Origin of the sequence: Micromonospora sp. CPCC 205561 (assembly GCF_036906775.1) — a bacterium.
Lineage (GTDB): Bacteria > Actinomycetota > Actinomycetes > Mycobacteriales > Micromonosporaceae > Micromonospora.
Genome location: NZ_JBAKHV010000031.1, coordinates 25,981 through 48,348, shown reverse-complemented (window position 1 = coordinate 48,348; position 22,368 = coordinate 25,981). Strand labels below are relative to the sequence as shown.

Annotated in this window: 18 protein-coding genes and 1 pseudogene; 8 read left to right on the top strand and 11 right to left on the bottom strand. The window is 75.0% G+C overall.

The annotated features are described in order from the left end of the window. The first annotated feature begins 19 nt into the window (after positions 1–19). The 3 genes and pseudogenes from V6V16_RS17545 to V6V16_RS17535 all read left to right on the top strand — a co-directional run bounded on the left by V6V16_RS17545 (position 20) and on the right by V6V16_RS17535 (position 3,756). Entirely contained in the window at positions 20–1,714 is a 1,695-nt protein-coding gene (locus V6V16_RS17545) for a PspC domain-containing protein (protein WP_334563364.1), read from the top strand. After that, positions 1,711–1,965, top strand: a pseudogene (locus V6V16_RS17540) (hypothetical protein); the annotation flags it as partial. The gene V6V16_RS17545 and the pseudogene V6V16_RS17540, both read left to right, overlap by 4 nt. Before the next feature lie 537 nt (positions 1,966–2,502). Continuing rightward, positions 2,503–3,756 (top strand): phosphatidylserine decarboxylase, encoded by a 1,254-nt coding sequence (locus tag V6V16_RS17535; protein ID WP_334563362.1) that lies wholly within the window; start codon positions 2,503–2,505, stop codon positions 3,754–3,756. 64 nt (positions 3,757–3,820) lie between these two features. Here V6V16_RS17535 and V6V16_RS17530 read toward each other — a convergent pair whose 3' ends face one another. From V6V16_RS17530 to V6V16_RS17520, 3 genes are all read right to left on the bottom strand, one after another. Further along, positions 3,821–4,741, bottom strand: coding sequence for a CDP-alcohol phosphatidyltransferase family protein (locus tag V6V16_RS17530; protein WP_334563361.1), 921 nt, complete (start codon positions 4,739–4,741; stop codon positions 3,821–3,823). 362 nt (positions 4,742–5,103) lie between these two features. Next, on the bottom strand, positions 5,104–6,063 hold the full coding sequence (locus V6V16_RS17525) for an NUDIX domain-containing protein (RefSeq protein ID WP_442934100.1): 960 nt from the start codon (positions 6,061–6,063) through the stop codon (positions 5,104–5,106). A 68-nt stretch (positions 6,064–6,131) separates the two neighbouring features. Next, positions 6,132–7,079 (bottom strand): NUDIX hydrolase, encoded by a 948-nt coding sequence (locus V6V16_RS17520; protein ID WP_334563359.1) that lies wholly within the window; start codon positions 7,077–7,079, stop codon positions 6,132–6,134. Between the two features lie 144 nt (positions 7,080–7,223). Here V6V16_RS17520 and V6V16_RS17515 point away from each other — a divergent pair, with 144 nt between their 5' ends. After that, positions 7,224–7,538, top strand: coding sequence for a PspC domain-containing protein (locus V6V16_RS17515; protein ID WP_334563358.1), 315 nt, complete (start codon positions 7,224–7,226; stop codon positions 7,536–7,538). Positions 7,539–7,545: 7 nt separating this feature from the next. Here the strand turns inward: V6V16_RS17515 and guaA are convergent, their stop codons facing one another. Together guaA and V6V16_RS17505 are read right to left on the bottom strand one after the other, a co-directional pair. Continuing rightward, positions 7,546–9,099: a glutamine-hydrolyzing GMP synthase gene (gene guaA / locus V6V16_RS17510; protein ID WP_334563357.1), complete on the bottom strand. Its 1,554-nt coding sequence runs from the start codon at positions 9,097–9,099 to the stop codon at positions 7,546–7,548. A 46-nt stretch (positions 9,100–9,145) separates the two neighbouring features. After that, a complete protein-coding gene (locus tag V6V16_RS17505) occupies positions 9,146–9,970 on the bottom strand; it encodes a bacteriorhodopsin (RefSeq protein WP_334563355.1) in 825 nt (274 codons plus the stop codon). A 184-nt stretch (positions 9,971–10,154) separates the two neighbouring features. On the opposite strand from V6V16_RS17505, the gene V6V16_RS17500 reads away from it, so the two are divergent. Both V6V16_RS17500 and V6V16_RS17495 read left to right on the top strand, forming a co-directional pair. Further along, a complete protein-coding gene (locus V6V16_RS17500; RefSeq protein WP_334563353.1) occupies positions 10,155–10,853 on the top strand; it encodes a bacteriorhodopsin in 699 nt (232 codons plus the stop codon). Then, positions 10,831–11,901: a Brp/Blh family beta-carotene 15,15'-dioxygenase gene (locus V6V16_RS17495; RefSeq protein WP_334563352.1), complete on the top strand. Its 1,071-nt coding sequence runs from the start codon at positions 10,831–10,833 to the stop codon at positions 11,899–11,901. Before V6V16_RS17500 ends, V6V16_RS17495 begins: the two co-directional genes overlap by 23 nt. A gap of 18 nt (positions 11,902–11,919) precedes the next feature. Here V6V16_RS17495 and V6V16_RS17490 read toward each other — a convergent pair whose 3' ends face one another. Beyond that, positions 11,920–13,617: a GMC family oxidoreductase gene (locus V6V16_RS17490; RefSeq protein ID WP_334563351.1), complete on the bottom strand. Its 1,698-nt coding sequence runs from the start codon at positions 13,615–13,617 to the stop codon at positions 11,920–11,922. 136 nt (positions 13,618–13,753) lie between these two features. Between V6V16_RS17490 and V6V16_RS17485 the strand changes: the two genes are divergently transcribed. Beyond that, positions 13,754–14,884, top strand: coding sequence for an LCP family protein (locus V6V16_RS17485; protein ID WP_442934099.1), 1,131 nt, complete (start codon positions 13,754–13,756; stop codon positions 14,882–14,884). A 45-nt stretch (positions 14,885–14,929) separates the two neighbouring features. On the opposite strand, the gene V6V16_RS17480 is transcribed toward V6V16_RS17485, so the two are convergent. The 4 genes from V6V16_RS17480 to guaB form a co-directional block, all read right to left on the bottom strand. Beyond that, the gene (locus V6V16_RS17480; RefSeq protein ID WP_334563349.1) at positions 14,930–16,387 is read right to left on the bottom strand and encodes a M1 family metallopeptidase; all 1,458 of its coding nucleotides are present in this window, start codon (positions 16,385–16,387) and stop codon (positions 14,930–14,932) included. A 168-nt stretch (positions 16,388–16,555) separates the two neighbouring features. Continuing rightward, positions 16,556–17,962 carry a M1 family metallopeptidase gene (locus V6V16_RS17475; RefSeq protein WP_334563347.1) on the bottom strand — a complete coding sequence of 469 codons (1,407 nt, stop codon included), beginning with the start codon at positions 17,960–17,962 and terminating at the stop codon, positions 16,556–16,558. 49 nt (positions 17,963–18,011) lie between these two features. Continuing rightward, the gene (locus V6V16_RS17470) at positions 18,012–19,130 is read right to left on the bottom strand and encodes a GuaB3 family IMP dehydrogenase-related protein (RefSeq protein WP_334563346.1); all 1,119 of its coding nucleotides are present in this window, start codon (positions 19,128–19,130) and stop codon (positions 18,012–18,014) included. 29 nt (positions 19,131–19,159) lie between these two features. Next, complete coding sequence (gene guaB / locus V6V16_RS17465; protein WP_334563344.1) at positions 19,160–20,722, bottom strand: IMP dehydrogenase; 1,563 nt, start codon at positions 20,720–20,722, stop codon at positions 19,160–19,162. A 186-nt stretch (positions 20,723–20,908) separates the two neighbouring features. Here guaB and V6V16_RS17460 point away from each other — a divergent pair, with 186 nt between their 5' ends. Further along, positions 20,909–21,319, top strand: coding sequence for a DUF5319 domain-containing protein (locus V6V16_RS17460; protein ID WP_334563343.1), 411 nt, complete (start codon positions 20,909–20,911; stop codon positions 21,317–21,319). Between the two features lie 42 nt (positions 21,320–21,361). Here V6V16_RS17460 and V6V16_RS17455 read toward each other — a convergent pair whose 3' ends face one another. Further along, a complete protein-coding gene (locus V6V16_RS17455) occupies positions 21,362–22,186 on the bottom strand; it encodes a helix-turn-helix transcriptional regulator (protein ID WP_334563342.1) in 825 nt (274 codons plus the stop codon). Between the last annotated feature and the right edge of the window lie 182 nt (positions 22,187–22,368).

Genomic DNA, 22,368 nt, shown 5'->3' with positions numbered 1-22,368 from the left:
GGGGCAGCAGGATCGGGACATGACCGAGGAAGCTGCCCAGTTCCCCGCTCCCGGGGCGACACAGCCGGGTGGAGCACCCCCCGCCGCGACGCCCGCCGGCGGTCCCGCACCCACCGGCTTCGAGCCGCCACCGCCCGTGGCCGCGCCGGCCGCCGCCGCGGGCGGAGCGCCACCGCCCGGCGCCGACCCCACCGGCGGGCCCCAGCCGTCGTACGGCGGCGCCGGCTTCACCTCGCGGTACGGGCTCGTCCGCCCCCGCGACGGCCGCTACCTGGCGGGCGTCTGCGCGGCGATCGGCCGAGCCACCAACACCGACCCGGTGCTCTGGCGGGTGCTGCTGGCGGTGCTCGGCTTCTTCGGCGGCATCGGCATCCTGGTCTATGTCACCGCTTGGCTGATCATTCCGGGCGAGGGGGACAGCGCCTCCCCCGTCGAGTCGATGCTCGGCCGGGGCCGGTCCAGCATGTCCCCGGTGACCGTGATCGTGTTGAGCATCCTGGTCGCGATCAGTTTCGGCTACATCGTCACCGACGCGTTCCGGGCGGTGCTGCTCGGCGCCACCATCCTGGTCGGCGGCGCGCTGCTGCTGAACCGGGACAACCGGGGAGCCCCGGCCGGCCCCGTACCGCCCGGGCCGCCCGCCGCCCCGCCCGGGCCCGTACCGCCGGTGGGCTACCCCGCCCCGGCCGCGTACGCCGCCGCGCCGGAGGTCGCCGTGACACCGTCGGGCCCGGCCGCGCCGGCGCCCGGCCCGTACCCGCACGGGGGCGCCCCGGTTCCGGTCTCCGGTCAGCCGCCCGAGCCCACCACCGCGCCGCTCGCCCCGCCGCTGGTCGCGCCGACGACGCCCGGACACCCCCCCACGGGTACGGCCGCCGCCGGCTGGCCGCCGGTGACACCCACCTCCGGGTGGCCCGCCGCGTCCCCGGGCGGCAGCCCGACGCCGGGTCCCCCGCTGCCCCCGCCCCTGCCGCCGGGCTACCGGCCCCCGTTCGCGCCGCACGGCCCGTTCGCCCCGCACGGCCCGTTCGCGCCGCACGGTGGGCCGACCACCGGCCCGCCCACGCCGCCGAAACCGCCGACGAAGCCGCCGAAGCGACCGCGCGAGCGCTCTTCGCTCGGGCCGGTGACGTTCTCGCTGATCTTCCTCGCCCTGGGCCTGGTCGCCGTCATCGACCTGCTGGACATCTTCGACGTCGGCGCGTCGGCGTACTTCGCCGCCACACTGGCCACCATCGGCCTCGGCCTGCTGGTCGGCACCTGGTTCGGGCGGGCGCGGTGGTTGATCGCGCTCGGCGTGGTGGCCGCCGCCGCGCTCGGGGTGGCCACCGTGGCCGAGTCCTACGACCGGATCCGCGGCGTCGACGGCAACGTCACCTGGGCGCCGACCGACCACCGCGACCTGGCCGACCGGTACGAGAACAGCTTCGGCGACGCGGTCCTGGACCTGCGCGCCGTCGACTTCGACAAGAAGGACACCCAGATCACGGTCTCCGTCAACTTCGGCGAGTGCACCGTGGTGGTGCCGCCGAACGTCGACGTGACCACGGTGGCCGACGTCAACGCCGGCGACGCGGTCGTCTTCGGCAAGCGCTCCGGCGGGCTCGACGGCCAGCTCCGGGAGGCGGTCGACCTCGGCGCCGACGGGGCCGGCGGCGGCACGCTGCGCCTCTACATCCACGTCAACGCCGGCAACCTGGAGGTGACCCGGTGAAGGCCCACCGCACCGACGTCGTGTCGTTCGCCTTCGGGCTGGTCTTCCTCGGCTTCGCCGCGTGGTGGCTGCTCGCCCAGTTGCTCGGGCTCGCCCTGCCGCCGGTCGGCTGGTTCCTGGCCGGCGCGCTGATCCTGATCGGTCTGCTCGGCCTGGTGGGCGCGCTGCGCTCCGGGCGGTCCGCCCCGGCGGCGGCGCCCGGGGCAGCGGACGCGCCCGCCTCCGTACCGCCGGCCCCGCAGGCGGAGGGCGGGGCGTCCGACCGGGCCGCGCCCGAGGCCGACGCGACCCGGTGGGACCTCGACCGGCCCGGCCCGGCCGAGGACCCGGCCTCCTGGGGCGGCCGACGATCCGACTGGGGCGACCGGCCCGAGTGGGGCGGTCGCCCCGAGTGGGACGTCTCCGCGCCGATCTCGGGCGGGCCGACGACCGACGGGCCGGGGTCGGGCGGGCCGGCCCCTCGGGGGGCGACCGACCCGCGGGTCGGGGACGAGGCCGACGAGTGGCCGACGGAGGTCGTCACGGACGGGCGGGCCGAGGCCGTCGAGGAGCGCGTCGCCGACGAGGAAGGCCCCACCCGACCGGTGGACGGACCCCCGGCCGGTGGAGAGCGTCCGCGCGGCTGACCACAGCGGTGCCGCCGGCGGCGGCAGCGGCCTATGCTGGCCGGTGGAGATCTCGCCTCCGCCGGCCGGCCCGCGCCGACCTGGCCGCCGCGCCGGCCGGACCGCCCCGCCGTGGCTGTCCCGCCGCGATTCCGTCTCTACCCCGTCAGGAGCCCGCCCGACATGACGCAGTCCCCCGCCGTGCGCACCCCCGGCCCGTCCGGTCCGGTCCGCATCGGCGAGCGAGCCGCCCGTACCCTCGTCACCGAGCTCGCCCGGATCAACGACCCCAAGGCCGCGCTGCTGGTCGGCGCGACGCCGGAGTCCGCGGTGCTGGCCGCGGCGATCGACGCGCTGCTGCCCGGCGACACCCTCACCCTGGTGCCGGCGGCCTCGGCCGACCCGGCGACGCTGCGGACCCACGTCACCGCCCAGGGCCGCTGGGTCGCCGACCGGGTCCGCGTGGTCGACACGCTCGCCGAGGCCGAGCCGGCCGCCGTGGTCGTCGCTGGGGAACCGCTCACCGGCACGGCCGACGAGGCCCGTGCCGCCGTCGAGGGCCTCACCAAGTATCTCGCCGAGGGTGCGGTGCTGAGCGTGGCCACCGCCGCCACGCCGGGGCGCACGGCGGGCGCGGCCGCCGAGCTGGACCGGCAGGGCGCGCTGTACGGCGTCGGCACCGACCTGGTGCTGCGCAACACCCCGCCGCTGCGGGTTTACCGGCTCCGCCTCACCCCGGCCGACGCCGCCTCGGCCGACCGGTTGGCTCCGGCGCACCGCCCGTCGAGCGTGCCGCTGACCCGCGGCATGCACATCGACTCGAACGGGGTCGCCGCGGCCGGCATCGCGCTCGGCCTGGCCGCCGTGGCCCGGCTGACCCGGCCGAGGTCGAAGCTCTGGCTGCTCCCCGCCCTGGCCGCCGGCCCGGTCGCCGCCTTCTTCCGGGACCCGGAGCGGGACGTGCCGGAGGACCCGGCGGCGGTGGTCGCCTCGGCCGACGGGCGGGTGCTCTCCGTGCAGCGGATGCACGACGAGCGCTTCGGCGCGGGCGAGTGGCTGCGGGTCGCCGTCTTCCTCTCCGTGCTGGACGTGCACGTCAACCGCGCCCCGGTGGCCGGCAAGGTGGTCGACTACTTCGTCGCCGACGGCGGCTTCGCCAACGCGATGAAGCCGGCGGCGGAGCACAACGTGGCCGCCTACACGGTGCTGGACACCGCGCGCGGCACGGTGGTGGTGGCGCAGCGCACCGGCCTGATCGCCCGGCGGATCGTGCAGCGGGCGCCGATCGGCGCGCTGCTGGCCCGGGGCGAGCGCTTCGGGCTGATCCGGTTCGGCTCCCGCACCGACGTCTACCTGCCCGCCGACGCGGCGGAGCCGCTTGTCGGCCCGGGGGACAAGGTCGTCGGGGGCGCCACGGTCATCGCCCGCTGGCGCTGAGGCGCCGGGACGGACAGCCGAAAAGGGGCGCCGCGCGCGCGGCGCCCCTTTTCGGCTGCGTGGATCAGGCGGCGCGGCGCTGGTGCAGCCAGAGCACCGGCCCGCTGACCAGGTATCCCACCACGATCAGGGCGAAGGTGAGCCGGATGTCGATGAGCGCGCCGATCACCGGAGCCAGCCACAGCCACGGCGGCAGCTTCACGAGCCGGGCCAGCTTCGCGTACGGGAAGCTGGAGACCATCGCGAAGGCGAGCAGCGCCACGCCGGCGACCTGGACGGTGCCCGGCACCGGCAGCCCGATGGCGACGGTCAGGGCCAGCACGGCGGCCGCCATCGTCGTGGGGACGCCGCAGAAGAACCGGCCGTCCTTCGGCGAGACGTTGAACCGGGCGAGCCGGATCGCGGCGCACGCCGCGACGAGGGCGCAGGCCACCGCGGCGGCCGCCGTGGAGACCGAGCCGGCCAGCGAGGCGTAGACCACCACGGGGGCGGCGAGCCCGAACGAGCACATGTCGGCCAGCGAGTCCATCTGCGCGCCGAACGGGCTGGCCACGCCGAACCTGCGGGCCAGCGCGCCGTCGAGGCCGTCGAAGACGACGCAGGCGATCAGGCAGAGCGCGGCGACGCGTACGTCGCCCCGCATCGCCAGGAAGATCGCCAGCATGCCGAGCATCAGGCTGCTGAGGGTGCAGGCGTTGACCACCGCGAACTTCACCCGGCGGGCGACCGTCCGCTCGCCGGGGAGCAGCGGGATCGAGATCGCAGACTCGTCGTCGACGGGTGTCGTGGGACCGAGGGCGGGGCTGACCGGGACGATCGAGGCGACCTCGGCGCGCTCGACGGGGCTCAACCCGTAGCGGCGCCGCGGCCGGTCGGCGTAGCGGTGCTCGGGCAGCGCCAGGTCGCCGGCGCGGTGCGGGTCACCGTCGCGACGACCGACCCGGACCAGCAGCACCTGCCGGGCGAGCGTGCTGCTGCGGCGCAACGGGCCCGCCCAGCGACGCCCTGCGGGGCGCGGACTGTCAGTGGTACGACGCCGGCGCCAAGGGGCTCTCGGCACGATTCCTCCATCACCGGATCGGCTGACCGCCACGAGGGCGGGTGTCCGGCTGTCTCGTGCCGGACCTTTCTGGCCCGGCAGCCATTTTGCGGAGTACACCATCGCATAGGGGAACGCGGGTTGGCGATAGCTGCCGGCGGTACTTATATCTGGTCGAACCGCTCGAACCGCTCTCTTATTCCCATCCCGGGCTCCATCGCCCGTTTCCTCCACCAACCCCACCTCGAATGTACCGGACCCCGTCCCGCTCGGCTCGGCGAGCGGGTGCCGGGGGCTTCGATGTCCGGTTACGGGCGGGCCCCGGGAGGGGCACTGGCCAGCGCCCGGGCGGCGATCTCGGTGAGCGGAAGTTCCACGAGCCGCCCGGGTGCGAACCAGCCCGCCCGCGCGGTGGAGCCGCCGGCCTGCTCGGTCACCCGCGGCTCGGTCGGCGCGTCGACGGCGACCCGGTAGATCACCCGGATGCCGTGCCAGTCGAGCGGGCGCCCCTCCGGGCCCAGCGCGGCCGGGTTGTGCAGGTTGTCGACGCCGATCAGCTCGACCACCCGGCCGAGTTGGCCGGACTCCTCGACCAGTTCGCGCAGCAGCGCGGCGACCGGCTGCTCGCCGTGGTCCGTGCCGCCGCCGGGCAGGTGCCACCTGCCGGCGCCCGGGTAGCCGTCGGCGATCATGGTGAGCAGCACGCGACCAGCGGGATCGGTGACCAGCCCGTACGCCCCGAAGCGCTGCCGCCGGTCGGCCGGCGGCGCGGCGGGCTCCGGGCACGGCGCTCGGGGCAGGCCGGGCGGCAGGGGCACGACGGGCAGGCCGAGCGCCTCGGCGGTGAACGGCATCAGCGGCACCGCAGCCGCCTCCTCGGCGGTGAACCAGTCCACCCGGTCGCTGCCGCCGGCGGGCTCCGGGCGCGGCTCGCCGCCCCGCGCGGCGACGTCGAAGACGAGGCGGTCGGTGTGCACCGCCGCACCGGGATCGGGAAAGGTCGTCACGTCGGCGAGCACCGCCCGCACCCCGGTCACCGCCACGGTGAGGCCGGTCTCCTCGGCGAACTCCCGGACCACCGCGTGTGCCGGGTGCTCCGCGTGCTCCAGCCCGCCTCCGGGCAGCTGCCAGACCCCGGGGAACGGGCACGAGGCGGAGCCCCGGGCCAGCAGCACCCGCCCGTCCGCGTTCCGGCACACCCCGTACGCCCCGACCCGCCGCCGTCCGTCCACCCGCGCTCCCCGCCCGCAGACCACTGTGTCGATCATGAGGTTAGTCGTGCCGGGGGCGGCCCACCGCCCGGTCGGCCCCGATGGCCGACGGCGGCGCGGGCGGGTCAGTCGAGGCGGGCGGCCTGGACGGCCTCGGCCGTCACCTCGGTGAGCCGGTCGGTGGGGAGGGCGCCCAGCTCCTCGCGGCCGAACCAGCGAGCCTCGCAGGTGGAACCGCCGACGTCGGCGACGGTGGGCGGGGCGGGCTTGTCGACGACGACCCGGTAGAAGGCGCGGACGCCGTGCCAGTCGATCGGGTAGCCCTCCGGGCCGAGGGAGGCGGCGTCCCGGTGGCTCGCCACGCCCAGCAGTCCGACGAGGCGGCCGGTCTGGCCGGTCTCCTCGACCAGCTCGCGGATCAGGGCGGCGCCGGGCTGCTCGCCGTAGTCGGTGCCGCCGCCGGGCAGGTGCCAGCAGCCGGCGCCCGGGTAGCCGTCGGAGACCCGGGTGAGCAGCACCCGGCCGTCCGGGTCGGTCACCACCGCGTACGCGGCGAAGCGCTGGGCCCGGTGCAGCCCGTCGGGGCCGGGCACCGCGTAGAACGACGGGAACTCGGGCGCCTCGTCGGGGACGATGTCTGCGGAGGAGGCGGGCAGCCCCAGGGCACGCGCCGTGAACGAGCGCAGCGGCAGCTCGCGCGCCTCCTCCGGGGTGACCCAGCGGGCCAGGTCGGTCGGTCGTTCGACCCGGTCGGTGAGCGTGCCGCCCCGGACGGAGACCTGGTAGATCAGGCGGTCGGTGTGGATGGTGATGCCCCGCTCCGGCAGCGCCCGCATGTCGGCGAGCACGTCGTGCAGGCCGGCGACGGTGACCGAGAGCCCGGTCTCGGCGGCGGTCTCGCGGACGACGGTGTGGTGCGGGTCCTCGCCGTGGTCGACCGCCCCGCCGGGCAGCGACCACGTGCCGGGGGTGCCGGAGCGCTCCGATGCGCGAACCAGCAACACTCGGCCGACCGAATCAGCACAAACTGCGTATGCCGCGATTCTGCGGAGCGGCTCCAGCATGGTGGTCACGGGGCCAAATTCTCCCCGGCCCGGGTTACCTCCATCGAAAAGAGTCAGATTCCTGACTCAACGCTCCCGAGTCAGGGGCCGGTCAGGGTAGGGATCCGGGCGGTCACCGAGGCCGACCCGACGACCGGCGCGGACCGTGGAGACATGACCTACACCACCCCGCCCCAGGCCCCGTACAAGCAGCTCCGCCGCCCCGTCACGGACCGGATGGTCGCCGGGGTCGCCAGCGGCCTCGGCCGCTACTTCGCCGTCGACCCCACGCTGGTCCGGGTCGTCTTCGCGGTCACCGGTCTGCTGACCGGCGGGCTGGCGCTGCTCGCGTACCCGATCATGTGGTTCCTGATGCCCGAGGAGCCGGCCGACGCGCCCGCCTGGCCGCACCCGACGCAGGCCCCGGCGCCGAGCGGCGGCGCGCAGCCGGCGCCGGCCTACCCGCCGACCGTGCCGCCGGCGGCGTGAGGCCGGGTCACTCCCACTCGATCGTGCCCGGCGGCTTGCTCGTCACGTCCAGCACCACCCGGTTGACCTCGGCGACCTCGTTGGTGATCCGGGTGGAGATCCGGGCGATCACCTCGTAGGGCAGCCGGGACCAGTCGGCGGTCATGGCGTCCTCGCTGGAGACCGGCCGCAGCACCACGGGGTGCCCGTAGCTGCGGCCGTCGCCCTGCACGCCGACGCTGCGCACGTCGGCCAGGAGCACCACCGGGAACTGCCAGACGCCCCGGTCCAGGCCGGCGGCGGAGAGCTCCTCCCGAGCGATCAGGTCGGCCTCGCGCAGCAGGTCGAGCCGCTCCCGGTCGACCGCGCCGATGATCCGGATGGCGAGGCCGGGGCCCGGGAACGGGTGCCGCCAGACCATCGCCTCGGGCAGGCCCAGCTGGAGCCCGAGCGCCCGGACCTCGTCCTTGAAGAGCGTGCGCAGCGGCTCGACCAGGGCGAACCTCAGATCCTCCGGCAACCCGCCAACGTTGTGGTGGCTCTTGATGTTGGCCGTGCCGGTGCCGCCGCCGGACTCCACCACGTCCGGGTAGAGGGTGCCCTGGACCAGGAACTCCACGTCGCCGTGGGCGGCGACCTCCCGCGCGGCGGCCTCGAAGACCCGGATGAACTCCCGGCCGATGATCTTGCGCTTCCGCTCGGGGTCGGTCACCCCGGCGAGCGCGGCGAGGAACCGTTCCTGCGCGTCGACCACCTTCAGCTTGATGCCGGTGGCCGCGACGTAGTCCTTCTCCACCTGCTCGGCCTCGCCCGCGCGCAGCAGGCCGTGGTCGACGAAGACGCAGGTGAGCTGGTCGCCGACGGCCCGGTGCACCAGCGCGGCGGCCACGGCCGAGTCGACGCCGCCGCTGAGGCCGCAGATGACCTCCTTGTCGCCGACCTGCTCGCGGATCCGGGCGACCTGCTCGTCGATGATGTTCTCGGGCGTCCAGGTCGGCTCGATGCCGGCGATGTCGTGGAGGAAGCGGCTGAGCATCTCCTGGCCGTGCGCGGTGTGCCCGACCTCCGGGTGGAACTGCACGCCCGCCCGGCGCCCGACCAGGTCCTCGAACGCGGCGACCGGCGCGCCGGCCGACTCCGCGGTGACCGCGAAGCCCGCCGGGGCCTCCGTCACGCAGTCGCCGTGGCTCATCCAGACCGGCAGCTCCGCCGGCAGCTCGCGCAGCAGCACCCCGGCGTCCGGGCGGGCGCGCAGCGGGGTGCCGCCGTACTCGCGGTTGCCGGTGCGGGCCACCGTGCCACCGAGCGCCTGGGCCATCGCCTGGAAGCCGTAGCAGATGCCGAAGACCGGCACGCCGGAGTCGAAGACGCCCGCGTCGATCTGCGGGGCGCCCGGGGCGTAGACGCTGGACGGGCCGCCCGAGAGGATGATCGCGGCCGGGTCCTTCGCCAGCATCTCGGCGACCGGCATCGAGTGCGGCACGATCTCGGAATAGACCTTCGCCTCACGCACCCGACGCGCGATGAGCTGGGCGTACTGGGCTCCGAAGTCCACCACGAGGACGGGGCGAGGCGTGCTCATGGCAGCAAATCCTACCGACGGCGTCGGCGCGGCCCCCGCCGGTCCGTCACCGCGCCGCCGAGGTGATCCCGCCGCGGGGCCGGGCGACGTCGTCCTGCACCGCCGGGGCGTACCCCTCGGCGGCGCTGACCTTGCGCGCGATGACGCCGAGCAACACGCCGTACACGACCTTGGAAGTGATGTCGGCCACCGTGTAGGTGATCTGTCGCGCCACGACGCCGTCGGCGGAGTCCCACATCGCCGGCATCAGATAGGCGCCCGGGTAGAGCATCCAGGAGACCAGCACCAGCCACCAGACGGCCCGGGCGAGGTTCCGCGCCGACTCCGGTAGCCGGGCCAGGCTGCCGAAGATCACCCGGGCCACCAGGGCGAGCAGGAACAGAAAGAACGCCGTGCTGACCAGGCCCCAGACCCAGTACGGCGCCGAGCGGTCCACCTCGTGGAACTGGCCGGCGTAGCCGGTGTAGATCATCCCGAGGCCGCCGACCACGAACATCGCCCAGGTCCGGTGGAACACCCGACCGGTGACCCCCAGCACGATGAGCAACTGGATCAGCAGGACAGGGACGTCGATCGCCCAGTTCATGTACCGGTAGCCGTTGGAGAACAGCACGTCCGACTGGACGTAGGCCGTCCCGTCCCACCTGAACGCCTGGCCCCAGCGTTCCGAGAGCACCCACAGCTCGAAGAAGGCCGACACCATCACCACGGCGGAGAGCACCGACGCGAGCTGGTAGCGCGGTGCGGACGAGCCGCGGGTCGCGAGGAAGTAGACCAGTCCGGCGGCCATCACCGCGTAGCCCAGCGTGAGCACGTGGGAGACCAGCGTGAACTGGACCACGTCGTAACCGAACAGGTTCTCGATGTTCATCGTGGTCTCACGGCCTTTCGCGGCGATATGGATACCATTGACCCGGCGCAAGCCTTTTGCCGCGTATAGACTATCCGTACCGGCGGTGCCGGGGCTTCCGAACGAGACCTCCCACCGGCCCGCCGGCACCGACGCCACGGCGTCGCCCGGCTGGCGCGGCAGGCGGCCGGGCCGAGGAGTGGGCATGACCGACTGGTGGCTGTGGATGTACGTCGCCGCCATGGCCGGTGGGGTCGCGCTGTTCACCCGGTGGCGCGCGGACCCGCGGGGAGTCCCGCTCAGCGAGTACCGGGTGGCGATCGCGATCCCGTTCTGGTCCGGCCTCTGGTACCTGGTGATGGCCCTGGGCGGCGGGCGGGCGGAGGTGGCCGGCCACACGGTCTACTGGGCACGGTACGCCGACTGGGTGGTCACCGCCCCCCTGCTGCTGGTGGCCCTGATGCTGACCGGGACGCACTCCCTGCCGGGCCGTCGCTGGCGGCTGATGACCGCCCTCGTCGGGGCGAACGTGGTGATGATCCTCAGCGGCCTCGTCGCCGACCTCACGACGGACGGCACGGCCCGCTACACCCTGTACGCGATCGGGGTGCTGGCCCTGCTCGTGGTCTACGGCCTGGTCTGGGGGCCGCTGCGCGCCCACGCCCGCCGCCAGCCGGCCGGGATCGCGGCGGTGTACACGGAGGCCGCCCTGCTGCTCAGCGTGCTCTGGGCGGGCTATCCCGTGTTCTGGATCCTCGGCCCGTCCGGCGTGGGCCTGCTCGGCTCCACCACCACCAGCGTGCTCCTCGTCGGGCTCTCCATCCTGTCGAAGGTGGGCTGGAGCATCGTCGATCTCGGCCGGCTACGCGCCCTGTCCGACCGTGGCCACCTCACCGTCGTCTGACCCGGCCACCGGGGCCGGCTCCCCGGCGACCGTGGCCCACGACGGGGCACCGACCCGGGCCGGACGGCCGCCGTCGCGCGGGACCGGCGCGGCGGCCGGTCCGGAACGGTTGCTGCGGCGCGCGGGGACCGCCTCACAGCTAGCCCTCGGCGGGCTGCTGGCGTCGTCGCCGCTGCTCGCCGGCGCCGGGCTGGGCGACTCCCCGGCCTTCCTGGTGGCGGGGCTGCTCCTCGGGCTCCCGCACGGCGCGGTCGACCACCTGGTGCCCGCCTGGCTGTCGGCGCGCGCCCGGCCGCTGCCGGCGCGCGTGGCGCTGCTGGCGGTCTACGCCGCCACGGCCGGTGCCGGGCTGGCGGCCTTCCGGGCCGCGCCGGACCTGGCGCTGCTCGGGTTCCTGGTCGTGTCGGTCGTCCACTTCGGCGCCGCCGACGTGGCGTTCCACGCGGAGCGGGACCGCCGGCCGGCCCGGGCGGGGGTGACGGCCGTGCTCGCGTACGGCGGGCCGCCGGTGGTCGTCCCGCTGGCCCTGTGGCGGGACCAGGTCGACCCGCTGCTGGCGGCGGTGGCCCCCCGGGCGCCGGCGCTGCTCACGGGCGAGGTGCGGGCGCTGGCGCTGGGCACCGTGCTGTGCGCGGTCGCGGCCACCACGATCCGGGAGGTCCGCGCCGGACGCGCCCGCGACGCCGGCCAGCCCTTCCTCCTCGCCGTGCTGTTCGGTACCGTGCCGCCGCCCCTGGCCGTCGGCGCCTACTTCGCGGCCTGGCACTCCTGCCGCCACGTCGCCCGGCTGTTGCGGCACGACCCGCGCAACACGGCCGACCTGGAGGCCGGACGGGTCGGACCGCCGCTGCGTCGCTTCACCCGGCAGGCGGCGGCCCCCACGCTGGTCGCCGTCGCCGCCCTGGTGGCCCTCGTCATCTGGCCCGGCGACCGGGCGGACCCGCTGCCCGCGACGTTCGCCGTGCTGGCCGCGCTGACCCTCCCGCATGCGGCGCTGGTCGCCTGGACGGACCGACGCGGGTGCGGGCCGCCGCGCCGGACGGTTTGACCGGGCGCCGCGTCCCGGTCACGTCCGGAGCGCGCCGGGGGCGCCGGCCGGGACCGCCGGCAGGCGGGGCGCAACCGGGTCCACCCGCCGGTACGGCGAGCCCGGCAGGGGCCTCGGGTCCTCGTCGCCCCTGTTGGGCCAGAAGGACATGGCGCGTTCCGCCTGGGCGGTGATGGTCAGCGACGGGTTCACCCCGAGGTTCGCCGAGACCGCCGCCCCGTCGACCACGTGCAGCCCCGGGTGGCCGAACACCCGGTGCCACGGGTCGACCACGCCCTCGTCCGGGGTGCCGCCGATCACCGCCCCGCCGAGGATGTGCGCGGTCATCGGGATGTCGAACGGCTCGGTCAACGCCCCACCGGGCGTGCCGCCGATCTCCTCGGCAAGCAGCCGCACCGCCCGGTTGCCGGCCGGGATCCAGGTCGGGTTGGGCGCGCCGTGCCCCGGCCCGGAGACCAGGCGCCGGCCGAACGGGCCGCGCCGCAGCCGGGTGGTCAGCGAGTTGTCCGCCGACTGCATCACCAGGGCGATCACCGTCCGCTCCGACCAGCCGCGCACCGACAGCAGCCGGGCCGCCGCGCCCGGCTGACGCAGCAGGGTCCCCAGCCAGCGGCGCACCCGGTGCGGCCCGCCGTCGACCAGCAGCGACTGGAGCAGTCCCATCGCGTTCGAGCCCCGCCCGTAGCGGACCGGCTCGATGTGGGTCTGCGGGTCGGGGTGGAACGAGCTGGTGATCGCCACGCCCTCGGTGAAGTCGAGCCCCTCGGCCCGCGCCCGCCCGCGGGGCACCGAGGCGCCCAGGATCGCCTCCGAGTTCGTCCGGGTCAGCTCGCCGAGGCGGGGCGAGAGTGCGGGAAGCGCCCCCTCCGCCTTCATCGCGTGCAGCAGGCGCTGGGTGCCGAGCGCACCGGCCGCGAAGACCACCTGGTCGGCGTGGATCACCTGCCGGCGGGTGCGCGGCCACGCCCCGGTGCGCGCGGTGTGCACCGCGTACCCGCCGCCGTCGGCCGGGCGCACGGCGGTGACCGTGGTCAGCGGGTGCACCCGCGCGCCCAGCCGCTCGGCCAGGAAGAGGTAGTTCTTCACGAGGGTGTTCTTCGCGCCGTGCCGGCAGCCGGTCATGCACCCCCCGCAGTGCGTGCAGCCGGTGCGCTCCGGCCCCGCCCCACCGAAGTAGGGGTCGGCGGCCCGCTGGCCGGGGCGGCCGATGAACACGCCGACCGGGGTGGCGTGGTGGGTGTGCCCCACCCCCATCCGGTCGGCCACCGCCCGCATCGCCCGGTCCGCGCGGGTGACCGTCGGGTACGTGGTGACGCCGAGCATCCGCTTCGCCTGGTCGTAGTGGCGGGCCAGCTCGTCACGCCAGTCGGTGAGGTGCCGCCACTGCGGGTCGGCGTAGAAGGCGTCCGGCGGCTCGTAGAGGGTGTTCGCGTAGACCAGCGAGCCGCCGCCGACGCCGGCGCCGGAGAGCACCAGCACGCCGCCGCCGGAGCCCCGGTCGGCCGGGCGGAGCAGGGTGAGCCGCTGGAGGCCGTAGCAGCCGAGACGGGGTGCCCACAGGAAGCGCCGCAGCCGCCAGGAGGTCTGCGGGAACTCGTCGTCGGCGAAGCGCCGCCCCGCCTCCAGGACCCCCACCGAGTAGCCCTTCTCGGCCAGCCGGAGCGCGGTGACGCTGCCGCCGAAACCGGACCCGATGACGACCACGTCGTACCGCATGCAGGAATCATTACCGCTGGGTAGCCATCGCGCCAGCGCCCGTTCTCGCGCGATCATGCTCCCGGTCCGCCGATCCGGAGGCGCCCACCCGCAACTCGGGGCCCCCGTCGGGACGTTGTCATCACGGGGGTGTCACATGGCTCAGCGGACAGGGGCACAGCGCCCGCGGTGGGTGCTGGGTTTGGCAGCCCTCGCGGCGGTGGTCCTGGTGGCCGTCGGCGCCCTGGTGGTCACCCGGCTGCTCGGCGACGACGGGCCACGGCGCGCGGTCGGTCCGACCGGCGCCACCGGCACGCCCCCGGCGAGCCCCACCCCGGGCCCCACGCCGAGCCCCACCGCCCCGCCGGGCGCCGGCCTCACCGGGCCGCTCAACCTCCTGCTCGTCGGGGTGGACACCCGGGTCAGCGTGCCGGGCTGGGAGCCGCACGGCGACGCGGTGCTGGTGCTGCACGTGCCGAAGGGCCTCGACCGGGCGTACCTCTTCTCCCTCCCCCGCGACCTGCTGGTCGACGTCCCGGCCTTCCCGAAGGCCGGCTACCGGGGCGGGAAGACCAAGCTCACGCACGCGATGAGCTACGGCAGCCGGGTGCCCGGCAGGCCCAAGCAGCCGAGCACCACCCAGGGGTACGAGCTGCTGCGCAGCGCGGTCAGCGGCTACACCGGGCTGCGCTTCGACGCCGGCGCGGTGCTCACCTTCAACGGCTTCGACAGGCTGGTGGACGCCCTCGGCGGCGTGGACCTCTACGTCGACCAGCGGGTGGTCTCGCTGCACCGCCGGCCCGACGGCCGGCACCGGGAGCCCGCGCCGGGCGGCGGGGGCTACGTCGGGCCGCAGATGGTGTACGAGAAGGGCGAGCGGCACCTCACCGGCTGGCAGGCGCTCGACTACGCCCGGCAGCGCTACGTCACCGGCGGCGACTACGCCCGGCAGCGCCACCAGCAGCAGCTGGTCAAGGCGCTGGTGACCAAGATCCTCGACGGCGGGCTGGCCCGGCAGCCGGAGCGCGTCCAGCAGGTGGTCGACGCGCTCGGCGACACCCTGGTCTACGCGGGCGGGCCGCGCGTCGTGGACGTCGCGTACGCCCTGGGCGGGCTGACGCCGGACCGGTTCGTGCCGGTCGGCCTCCCCGGCGAGGGGGTGGGCCGGGGCAGCGCCTACCGGGGCGAGCAGCTCACCGCGACCGGACGGAAGTTCCTCACCGAGCTGCGCGCCGGCCGGGCCGACGCCTACCTCACCGCCCACCCGGAGCTGCGCGTCAAGCGCTGAACGCCCGCACGCCCCCGCCTCGCGGCCCGGCCGGGCCGCCCGCCGTCACCGCTTCCCGGGGCGGGCGGGCCGCTCCTTGCCGTGCAGCCACGCGTCGAAGAGGTCGTCCAGCTGCCGGCCCGAGACCCGCTCGGCGTGCGCGACGAACTCGGCCGTGGTCGCGTTGCCGTCGCGTTTCTGCGCCGCCCAGCTCCTGAGGATCTCGAAGAACGCCTTGTCGCCGACGGTCATCCGCAGCGCGTGCACGGTCATCCCGCCGCGCTGGTAGACCGACTCGCTGAACAGGTTCGCCATGCCCGGCTCGCCCGGCGGCGTCCGCCAGAGCTGGCCCGACGAGCCGGCGTACCGGGCGTCGAAGGCCTGCTGGGCGGTGCGCCCGCCGTCGTGCTCGGCCCAGAGCCACTCGGCGTACGTGGCCAGCCCCTCGTTGAGCCAGATGTCCTGCCACCTCGCCAGCGACACGCTGTTGCCGAACCACTGGTGCGCCAGCTCGTGGGCGACCACCCCGGTGTTCACCCCGCCCTTGAAGAAGCTGGCGGCGTAGACCGGGCGGCTCTGCGTCTCCAGCGCGTACGAGATGCGGGCGTCCGAGACGACCACGCCCCCGTACGCCTCGAAGGGGTACGGCCCGAAGACGCTCTCCAGGTAGTCGGCCACCTCGACCGTGCCGGCGATCGAGCGGTCGGCGGCGCCCTGCGGCACGCCCGTGCTCACCGCGTGGAACACCGGCCGTCCCCTGTGCTGCCCCTCGGTGATCCGGAACCTGCCGATCACCACGGTGCTCAGGTAGCTCGCCATCGGGCTGCGCTCGGCCCACTTCCAGGTGGTCCAGCCGCCGGCCGTGCTCTTCCCGGCGGGCACGCCGTTGCTGACCGCCGTCAGTCCATTCGGCACGGTGATCTCGAAGTCGTAGGTGGCCTTGTCCGAGGGGTGGTCGTTGACCGGGAACCAGGTGCTCGCCGACTCGGGCTGGCCGAGCGCGATCGCGCCGTCCTCGGTGTGCAGGAAGCCCCCGACACCGAGAGCCTCGTTGCGCAGCGGCTCCGGCTCGCCCTCGTAGCTGATCTCGGCGACGAAGCCGTTGCCCGCGATCAGTCCGGCGGCCGGCGTGACCACCAGCTCGTCGCCCTTGCGGCCGTGCTTCGCCGGGGCACCGTCCACCGAGACCGACCGCACGGTCAGCCCGGCCAGGTCGAGGTTGAACGCGGACAGGTCGGTGGTCGCCGCCGCCTGCACGGTGGTGGTGCCGGTCAGCCGGTCCTTCGCCGGGTCGTACCGCACCTTGACGGTGTAGCGGCTGACGTCGTACCCGCCGTTGCCGTAGGTCGGGAAGTACGCGTCTCCGGCGCCGGCCGCTCCGAGGATGAACTGGCGCGGCGCGGCCGGCGCGGCGGTGGTCGGGGCCGGGGCCGGTTCCTCGGCCGATCCGCAGCCGACCAGCCCGAGCGCCCCGGCCAGCAGCAGGCCCGTGCCCGCGCACAGCGTCCGCCGCGACAGCGTCATCGCCACTTCCCTCCCTGTGCCGCCGGTCGCCGCACCGGCGACCCGAAGCGGATCCGCACCCGGCGCCGCGCTCGCGCCCGACCGGCCGCGCGGAGGGCGGCCGGACCGGGGCGGCGGTGCGGAACCGGGGTCCGGCGGCAGCCTACCGAGCGCCGCGGCGCTGGGTCGTCAGGGCAGGGCGGGGGCGGCCGCGCCGACCAGCCAGGCGTCGAAGAGCGGGCGCAGGGGCTTGTCGGCGACCCGTTCGGCCAGCGCCACCAGGTCCTGCGTGGTGGCGTTGCCGCCGCGCCGCTCGGCGGTCCAGGTGCGCAGGATGCGGAAGAACGTGTCGTCGCCGACCGTACGGCGCAACGCGTGCACGGCGAGCGCACCGCGCTTGTAGACGGCCGCGCCGAACAGTCGCGACCGTCCGGGGTCGACGGAGGGGCGCGACCAGTCGGTGGCGGCGTACTCCAGCTCGAAGTTGCGCTGCGCGGTGCGGCCTCCGTCGTGCTCCTCCCACAGCCACTCGGCGTAGCTGGCGAAGCCCTCGTTGAGCCAGATGTCGCTCCACCGGCTCAGTGCCACGCTGTTGCCGAACCACTGGTGGGCCAGTTCGTGCGCGACCACGGCGAGGTTGGGCCGCCCGCCGCGGAAGAAGGCCGGCCCGTACACCGGCCGGGACTGGGTCTCCAGCGCGTAGCCGATCCGGCCGTCGTCGACCACGATCCCGCCGTAGGAATCGAACGGGTACGGCCCGAACCGGCTGGCCAGGAAGTCGGCGATCTCGCCGGTACGGGCCAGCGAGGCGGCCTCCGGCCCGGTCTCCGGCAGGCTCGCCGGCACCGCCGTGACCATCGGCCTGCCGGCGTGCGTGCCGGTGCGTACCCGGTAGTCGCCGATCACCAGGGTGGTCAGGTAGCTGGCCATCGGCGCCCGCTCCCTCCAGCGCCAGGTCGTCCAGCCGCCGGAGCTGCTCTTCTCCCCCGGCACCCCGTTGCTCAGCGCGGCCAGCCCGTCCGGGACGGTCGCCTCGATGTCGTACGTGGCCTTGTCGGAGGGGTGGTCGTTGACGGGGAACCAGGTGGCCGCCGACCAGGGCTGGCCGAGCGCGATCGCGCCGTCGCCGGTGTGCAGGAAGCCACCGCTGCCGAGCTGCCCGTCGGCCCTCGCGGCCGGCACGCCCGAGTACTCCACCTCGACGCTGAACCGGGTCCCCCGCGGCAGGCCGTCGCGCGGGGTGACCACCAGCTCGTCGCCGTCGCGCCCGGCGCCGGCCGGCCTGCCGTCGACGGCCACCCGCGAGACGTCCAGCCCGGCGAGGTCGAGGTTGAACCGGGACAGCCCGGTGGTCGCGGTGGCGGTGAGCACGGCCCGCCCGGAGAGCCGGTCGGTCGCCGGGTCGTAGCGGACGGCGAGGCGGTAGTCGGCCACGTCGTAGCCGCCGTTGCCGGCCCCCGGCACGTACGGGTCGGCGAGGTCGGCCGCCCCCGGCCGCAGCCCGGCCCGCTCGTCGGCGTCGGTGCAGGCGGTGAAGACCAGGGCCGCCACGACGGCGACGGCGAGCGCGGGGCGAAACCGGCGGGTACGACGCACCGGCCGAGCCTATCGGCGCGGCCGGTGCGGGTGGTGCTGCTTGCGCAGGTCAGCGGTCGAGGACCAGGCCGACCTTCTGGAACTCCTTGAGGTCGCGGTAGCCGCACTTGGCCATCGCCCGGCGCAGCCCGCCGAAGAGGTTGAGCTGGCCGTCCGGCTCGTCGGCGGGACCGAAGAGCAGCTGCTCCATCGAACCCAACGGCTCTCCGGCGATCTCGAACGCGCCCCGGGGCAGTGACGGGTGGCTGGCGGCGGAGTGCCACCAGGCGCCACCGGCCGGCGCCTCCGCGCAGAGCGACAGCGGCTCGCCGAGCATCACCGCGTCCGCGCCGCAGCCGAGCGCCTTGGCGATGTCGCCCGAGGTCTGCAGGTCGCCGTCGGCGATCAGGTGCACGTACCGGCCGCCGGTCTCGTCGAGGTAGTCCCGGCGGGCCGCCGCCGCGTCGGCGATCGCGGTCGCCATCGGCACCCGGATGCCCAGCACCGACTCGGTGGTGGACCACTCGTCGCCGCCGATGCCGACGATCACGCCGGCGGCGCCCGTGCGCATCAGGTGCAGCGCGGTCTTGTAGTCGGTGCAGCCGCCGACGATGACCGGGAGATCCAGGTCGGCGATGAACTCCTTGAGGTTGAGCGGCTCGTCGGTGGTCGAGACGTGCTCGGCGGAGACGATGGTGCCCTGGATGACCAGGATGTCCACGCCGGCGTCGAGGATCACCGGGGCCAGCGCCAGGGTGTGCTGCGGGGAGACCCGCACCGCCACCGTGCCGCCGCCCTCGCGCAGCTCGCGTACCCGCTCGGCGATCAGGTCGGGGCGGATCGGCTCCGCGTACACCTCCTGGAGCCGCTTGGTGGCGCGGGCGCCCTCGCCCAGCCCGGCCAGCTCCTCCAGGACCTTGGTCGGGTTCTCGTAGCGGGTCCACAGCCCTTCGACGTTGAGCACGCCGAGGCCGCCGTGCTGGCCGAGGCGGACGGCGGAGGCCGGGCTCATCGTCGCGTCCGAGGGATGCCCGACGCACGGGATGCCGAACTGGTACGCGTCGAGCTGCCAGCTGGTCGAGACGTCGTCGACGTCCCGGGTCCGGCGGCTCGGCACGATGGCGATGTCGTCCAGGTGGTAGCCGCGCTGCGCGGTCTTGCCCAGCCCGATCTCGACCACGTCACGCATGGGGGACTCCAGTTGTCGCAGGGGGATGGTCAGCGGGTGTGGTAGTTGGGCGCCTCGACGGTCATCTGGATGTCGTGCGGGTGGCTCTCCTTGAGCCCGGCCGCCGTGATCCGGATGAGCTGACCGCGCTCGTGCAGATCGGGGATGTTCTCCGCGCCGGCGTACCCCATCGCCAGCCGCAACCCGCCGACGAGCTGGTGGGCCACCCGCGACAGCGGGCCGCGGTAGGGCACCTGCCCCTCCACGCCCTCCGGGACCAGCTTCTCGTCGCTGGTCACGTCCTGCTGGAAGTAGCGGTCCTTGGAGTACGACTTGGCCTGGCCCCGGGACTGCATCGCGCCGAGCGAGCCCATGCCCCGGTAGGCCTTGTACTGCTTGCCGTTGACGAAGATGAGCTCACCGGGGCTCTCCTCGCAGCCGGCCAGCAGGCTGCCCAGCATCACCGTGTCGGCGCCGGCGACCATGGCCTTGGCGATGTCGCCCGAGTACTGGATGCCGCCGTCGCCGATCACCGGGACGCCGGCCGGCCGCGCGGCCCGCGCCGCCTCCATGATCGCGGTGATCTGCGGTACGCCCACCCCGGCGACGATCCGGGTGGTGCAGATCGCGCCCGGCCCGACGCCGACCTTCACGCCGTCGGCGCCCGCCTCGACCAGCGCCCGGGCGCCGGCGTAGGTGGCGACGTTGCCGCCGACGATGTCGACCGTCACGTCCTTCTTGAGCTGGCGGACCATGTCCAACACGGCCCGCTGGTGACCGTGCGCGGTGTCCACGATCAGCACGTCGACGCCCGCGTCGACCAGCGCCCGGGCCCGCTTGTAGGCGTCGTCGCCGACGCCGATCGCGGCGGCCACCCGGAGCCGGCCCGCGTCGTCCTTGGTGGCTTCCGGGTACTGCTCGCTCTTGGTGAAGTCCTTGACGGTGATCAGCCCGCGCAGCCGGCCCGCGTCGTCGACGATCGGCAGCTTCTCCACCTTGTGCTGGCGCAGCAGGCCGAGGGCGTCGTCCTTGCTCACCCCGACCGGGGCGGTGACCAGCGGGGTACGCGTCATGATCTGGTGGACCGGCGTGGCCGGGTCGGAGACGAACCGCATGTCGCGGTTGGTGACGATGCCGACCAGCTGGCCCTCGCCGTCCACGACGGGCACGCCGGAGATGCGGTAGCGCCCGCAGAGGGAGTCGACGTCGCGCAGGGTGTCGTCGGGGCTGGCGGTCACCGGGTTGGTGATCATGCCGGACTCGGAGCGCTTCACCAGGTCGACCTGGAGCGCCTGGTCCTCCAGGGAGAGGTTGCGGTGCAGCACGCCGATGCCGCCCTGGCGGGCCATGGCGATCGCCATCCGGGCCTCGGTCACCGTGTCCATCGCGCTGGAGAGCAGCGGGATGGAGAGGTCGATGTTGCGGGTCAGCTTCGTCACCGTGTTGACCCGGCTGGGCACCACGTCCGACTCGCCCGGCTGGAGCAGCACGTCGTCGAAGGTCAGCCCCAGCGGCACCACCCGGGCGGAGCCGGCGGGCAGCTCGGGCAGATGGCCGCCCAGCCCGCCGCTGTCGGCGCCGGCCGGAAGATCGGTGCTGGGCGAAAATTCCACGATTGCTCCCCTGAGCTGCTCGAACGGGCTTCAGCGAGGTGGCGCGGGCGGGCACCGGCACACGCCGGGTGACGGGCGCGTCGTCCCATCGTACCCACCGGCCCGGGCCGTCTCCGGCCGGTGGCGGCCCAGGTCACCGGTGGCCGGGGGCGGACGCGGCCCAGGCGTTGGGTCTACGGTGAGGGGGTGCACGACGAGCCCATCGACCCCTTCAACGGCGACCCGGCCGATCCGGCCGCCGGCCTGGACGACCCGGGCGACGACGCCCCGCTCGACCCGCTGACCGACGTCGAGCGTCAGGACGTGCTGGAGGATCTCGCCGACCTGGAGATCTACCAGGCGCTGCTGGCGCCGATCGGGGTACGCGGGCTGGTCATCGAGTGCGAGGACTGCCGGGAGCCGCACTACTTCGACTGGGACCTGCTGCGGGGCAACCTGCGTCACCTGCTCAGCTCGGGGCGGCCCCGGGTGCACGAGCCCGCCTACGACCCCGACCCGGACCACTACGTCACCTGGGACTACGCCAGGGGCTACGCCGACGGGGTGCACGACACCCTGACCGAGGGCGCCGACGAGGAACCCGGCTCCGAGCCCTGAGGCGGGGCCGGCCGGTCGGCCGTAGTGGGCGTGACCCCGGGGTCAGGCCACCAGGCCGGCGCGGAAGCCGGCCGCCACCGCGTGCGCGCGGTCCCGCGCGCCGAGCTTGCGGAACAGCCGCCGGGCGTGCGTCTTCACCGTGTCCTCCGAGACGAAGAGCTCCCGGCCGATCTCGGCGTTGCTCTTCCCCTCGGCCATGCCAAGCAGCACCTGGAGCTCGCGTTCGGTCAGCCCGGCCGGGGAGCGGCCGCCGCGCGCAGCGGAACCGCCCCGCCGCCCGGCGGGCACGGCCTCGGCCGGCTCGTCGGCGGGCTCACCCGGGTCGTCGCCGCGTTGCGACGGTACGACCGTCGGGGCGCCGGGGTTGCCGTCGCCGGAGGACGCCGACCAGGTGGGGCCGGCCTCGGCCGACTGCCGGCCGGCCTGGGCGGCGCGCACCGGCCCGCCCACCGCCGCCGCGTCGCGGGCCGGGTCGGTGATCCGGTGCCGGGCCGCCCGGCCCGGCGCGGAGAGCAGCAGCAGGGCCTTGGCCACCGCGCTGGTCAGGTCGTGGTCGATGCCCTGGATCAGCCCCCGGGCACCCGCGCTGATGGTGGCGGCGGCCGCCTCCGACTCCTCGGTGCCGAGCAGCAGCACGGAGGCCTGCGGCGCGCGGGCCAGCACCCGGCGGACGAAGCCCGCGCTGTCCGGCCGGGTCAGGGCCGTGTCGGCGAGCACCACGTCGGGCGGGCGCTCGGCCAGGCGGAGCATCACCTCGGGATCGGAGACGGCCGTCCGCACCACGGCGGACAGACCGAGCCGTGCCGCCGCGGACGCCAGATGCTGCGCCGCGAGCGGTGTCCGAACGCACACGAGAACCGTACGCACAGTGGTCTCCTCTCCGGTCACGAGCAGACCACGGCCGGGACGGGTCGCGAGGGGGTTCCCGGCAATCATCCGAACTTTTCCGACAAGTGGGGCATAAGCCACTTGTTGCCGGAAGTTTTCGATCACAGGTGTGTGAGTCGGCGACGGCCCGGGTACGGAGGGGCCAGGCCGGAAACGGCGCG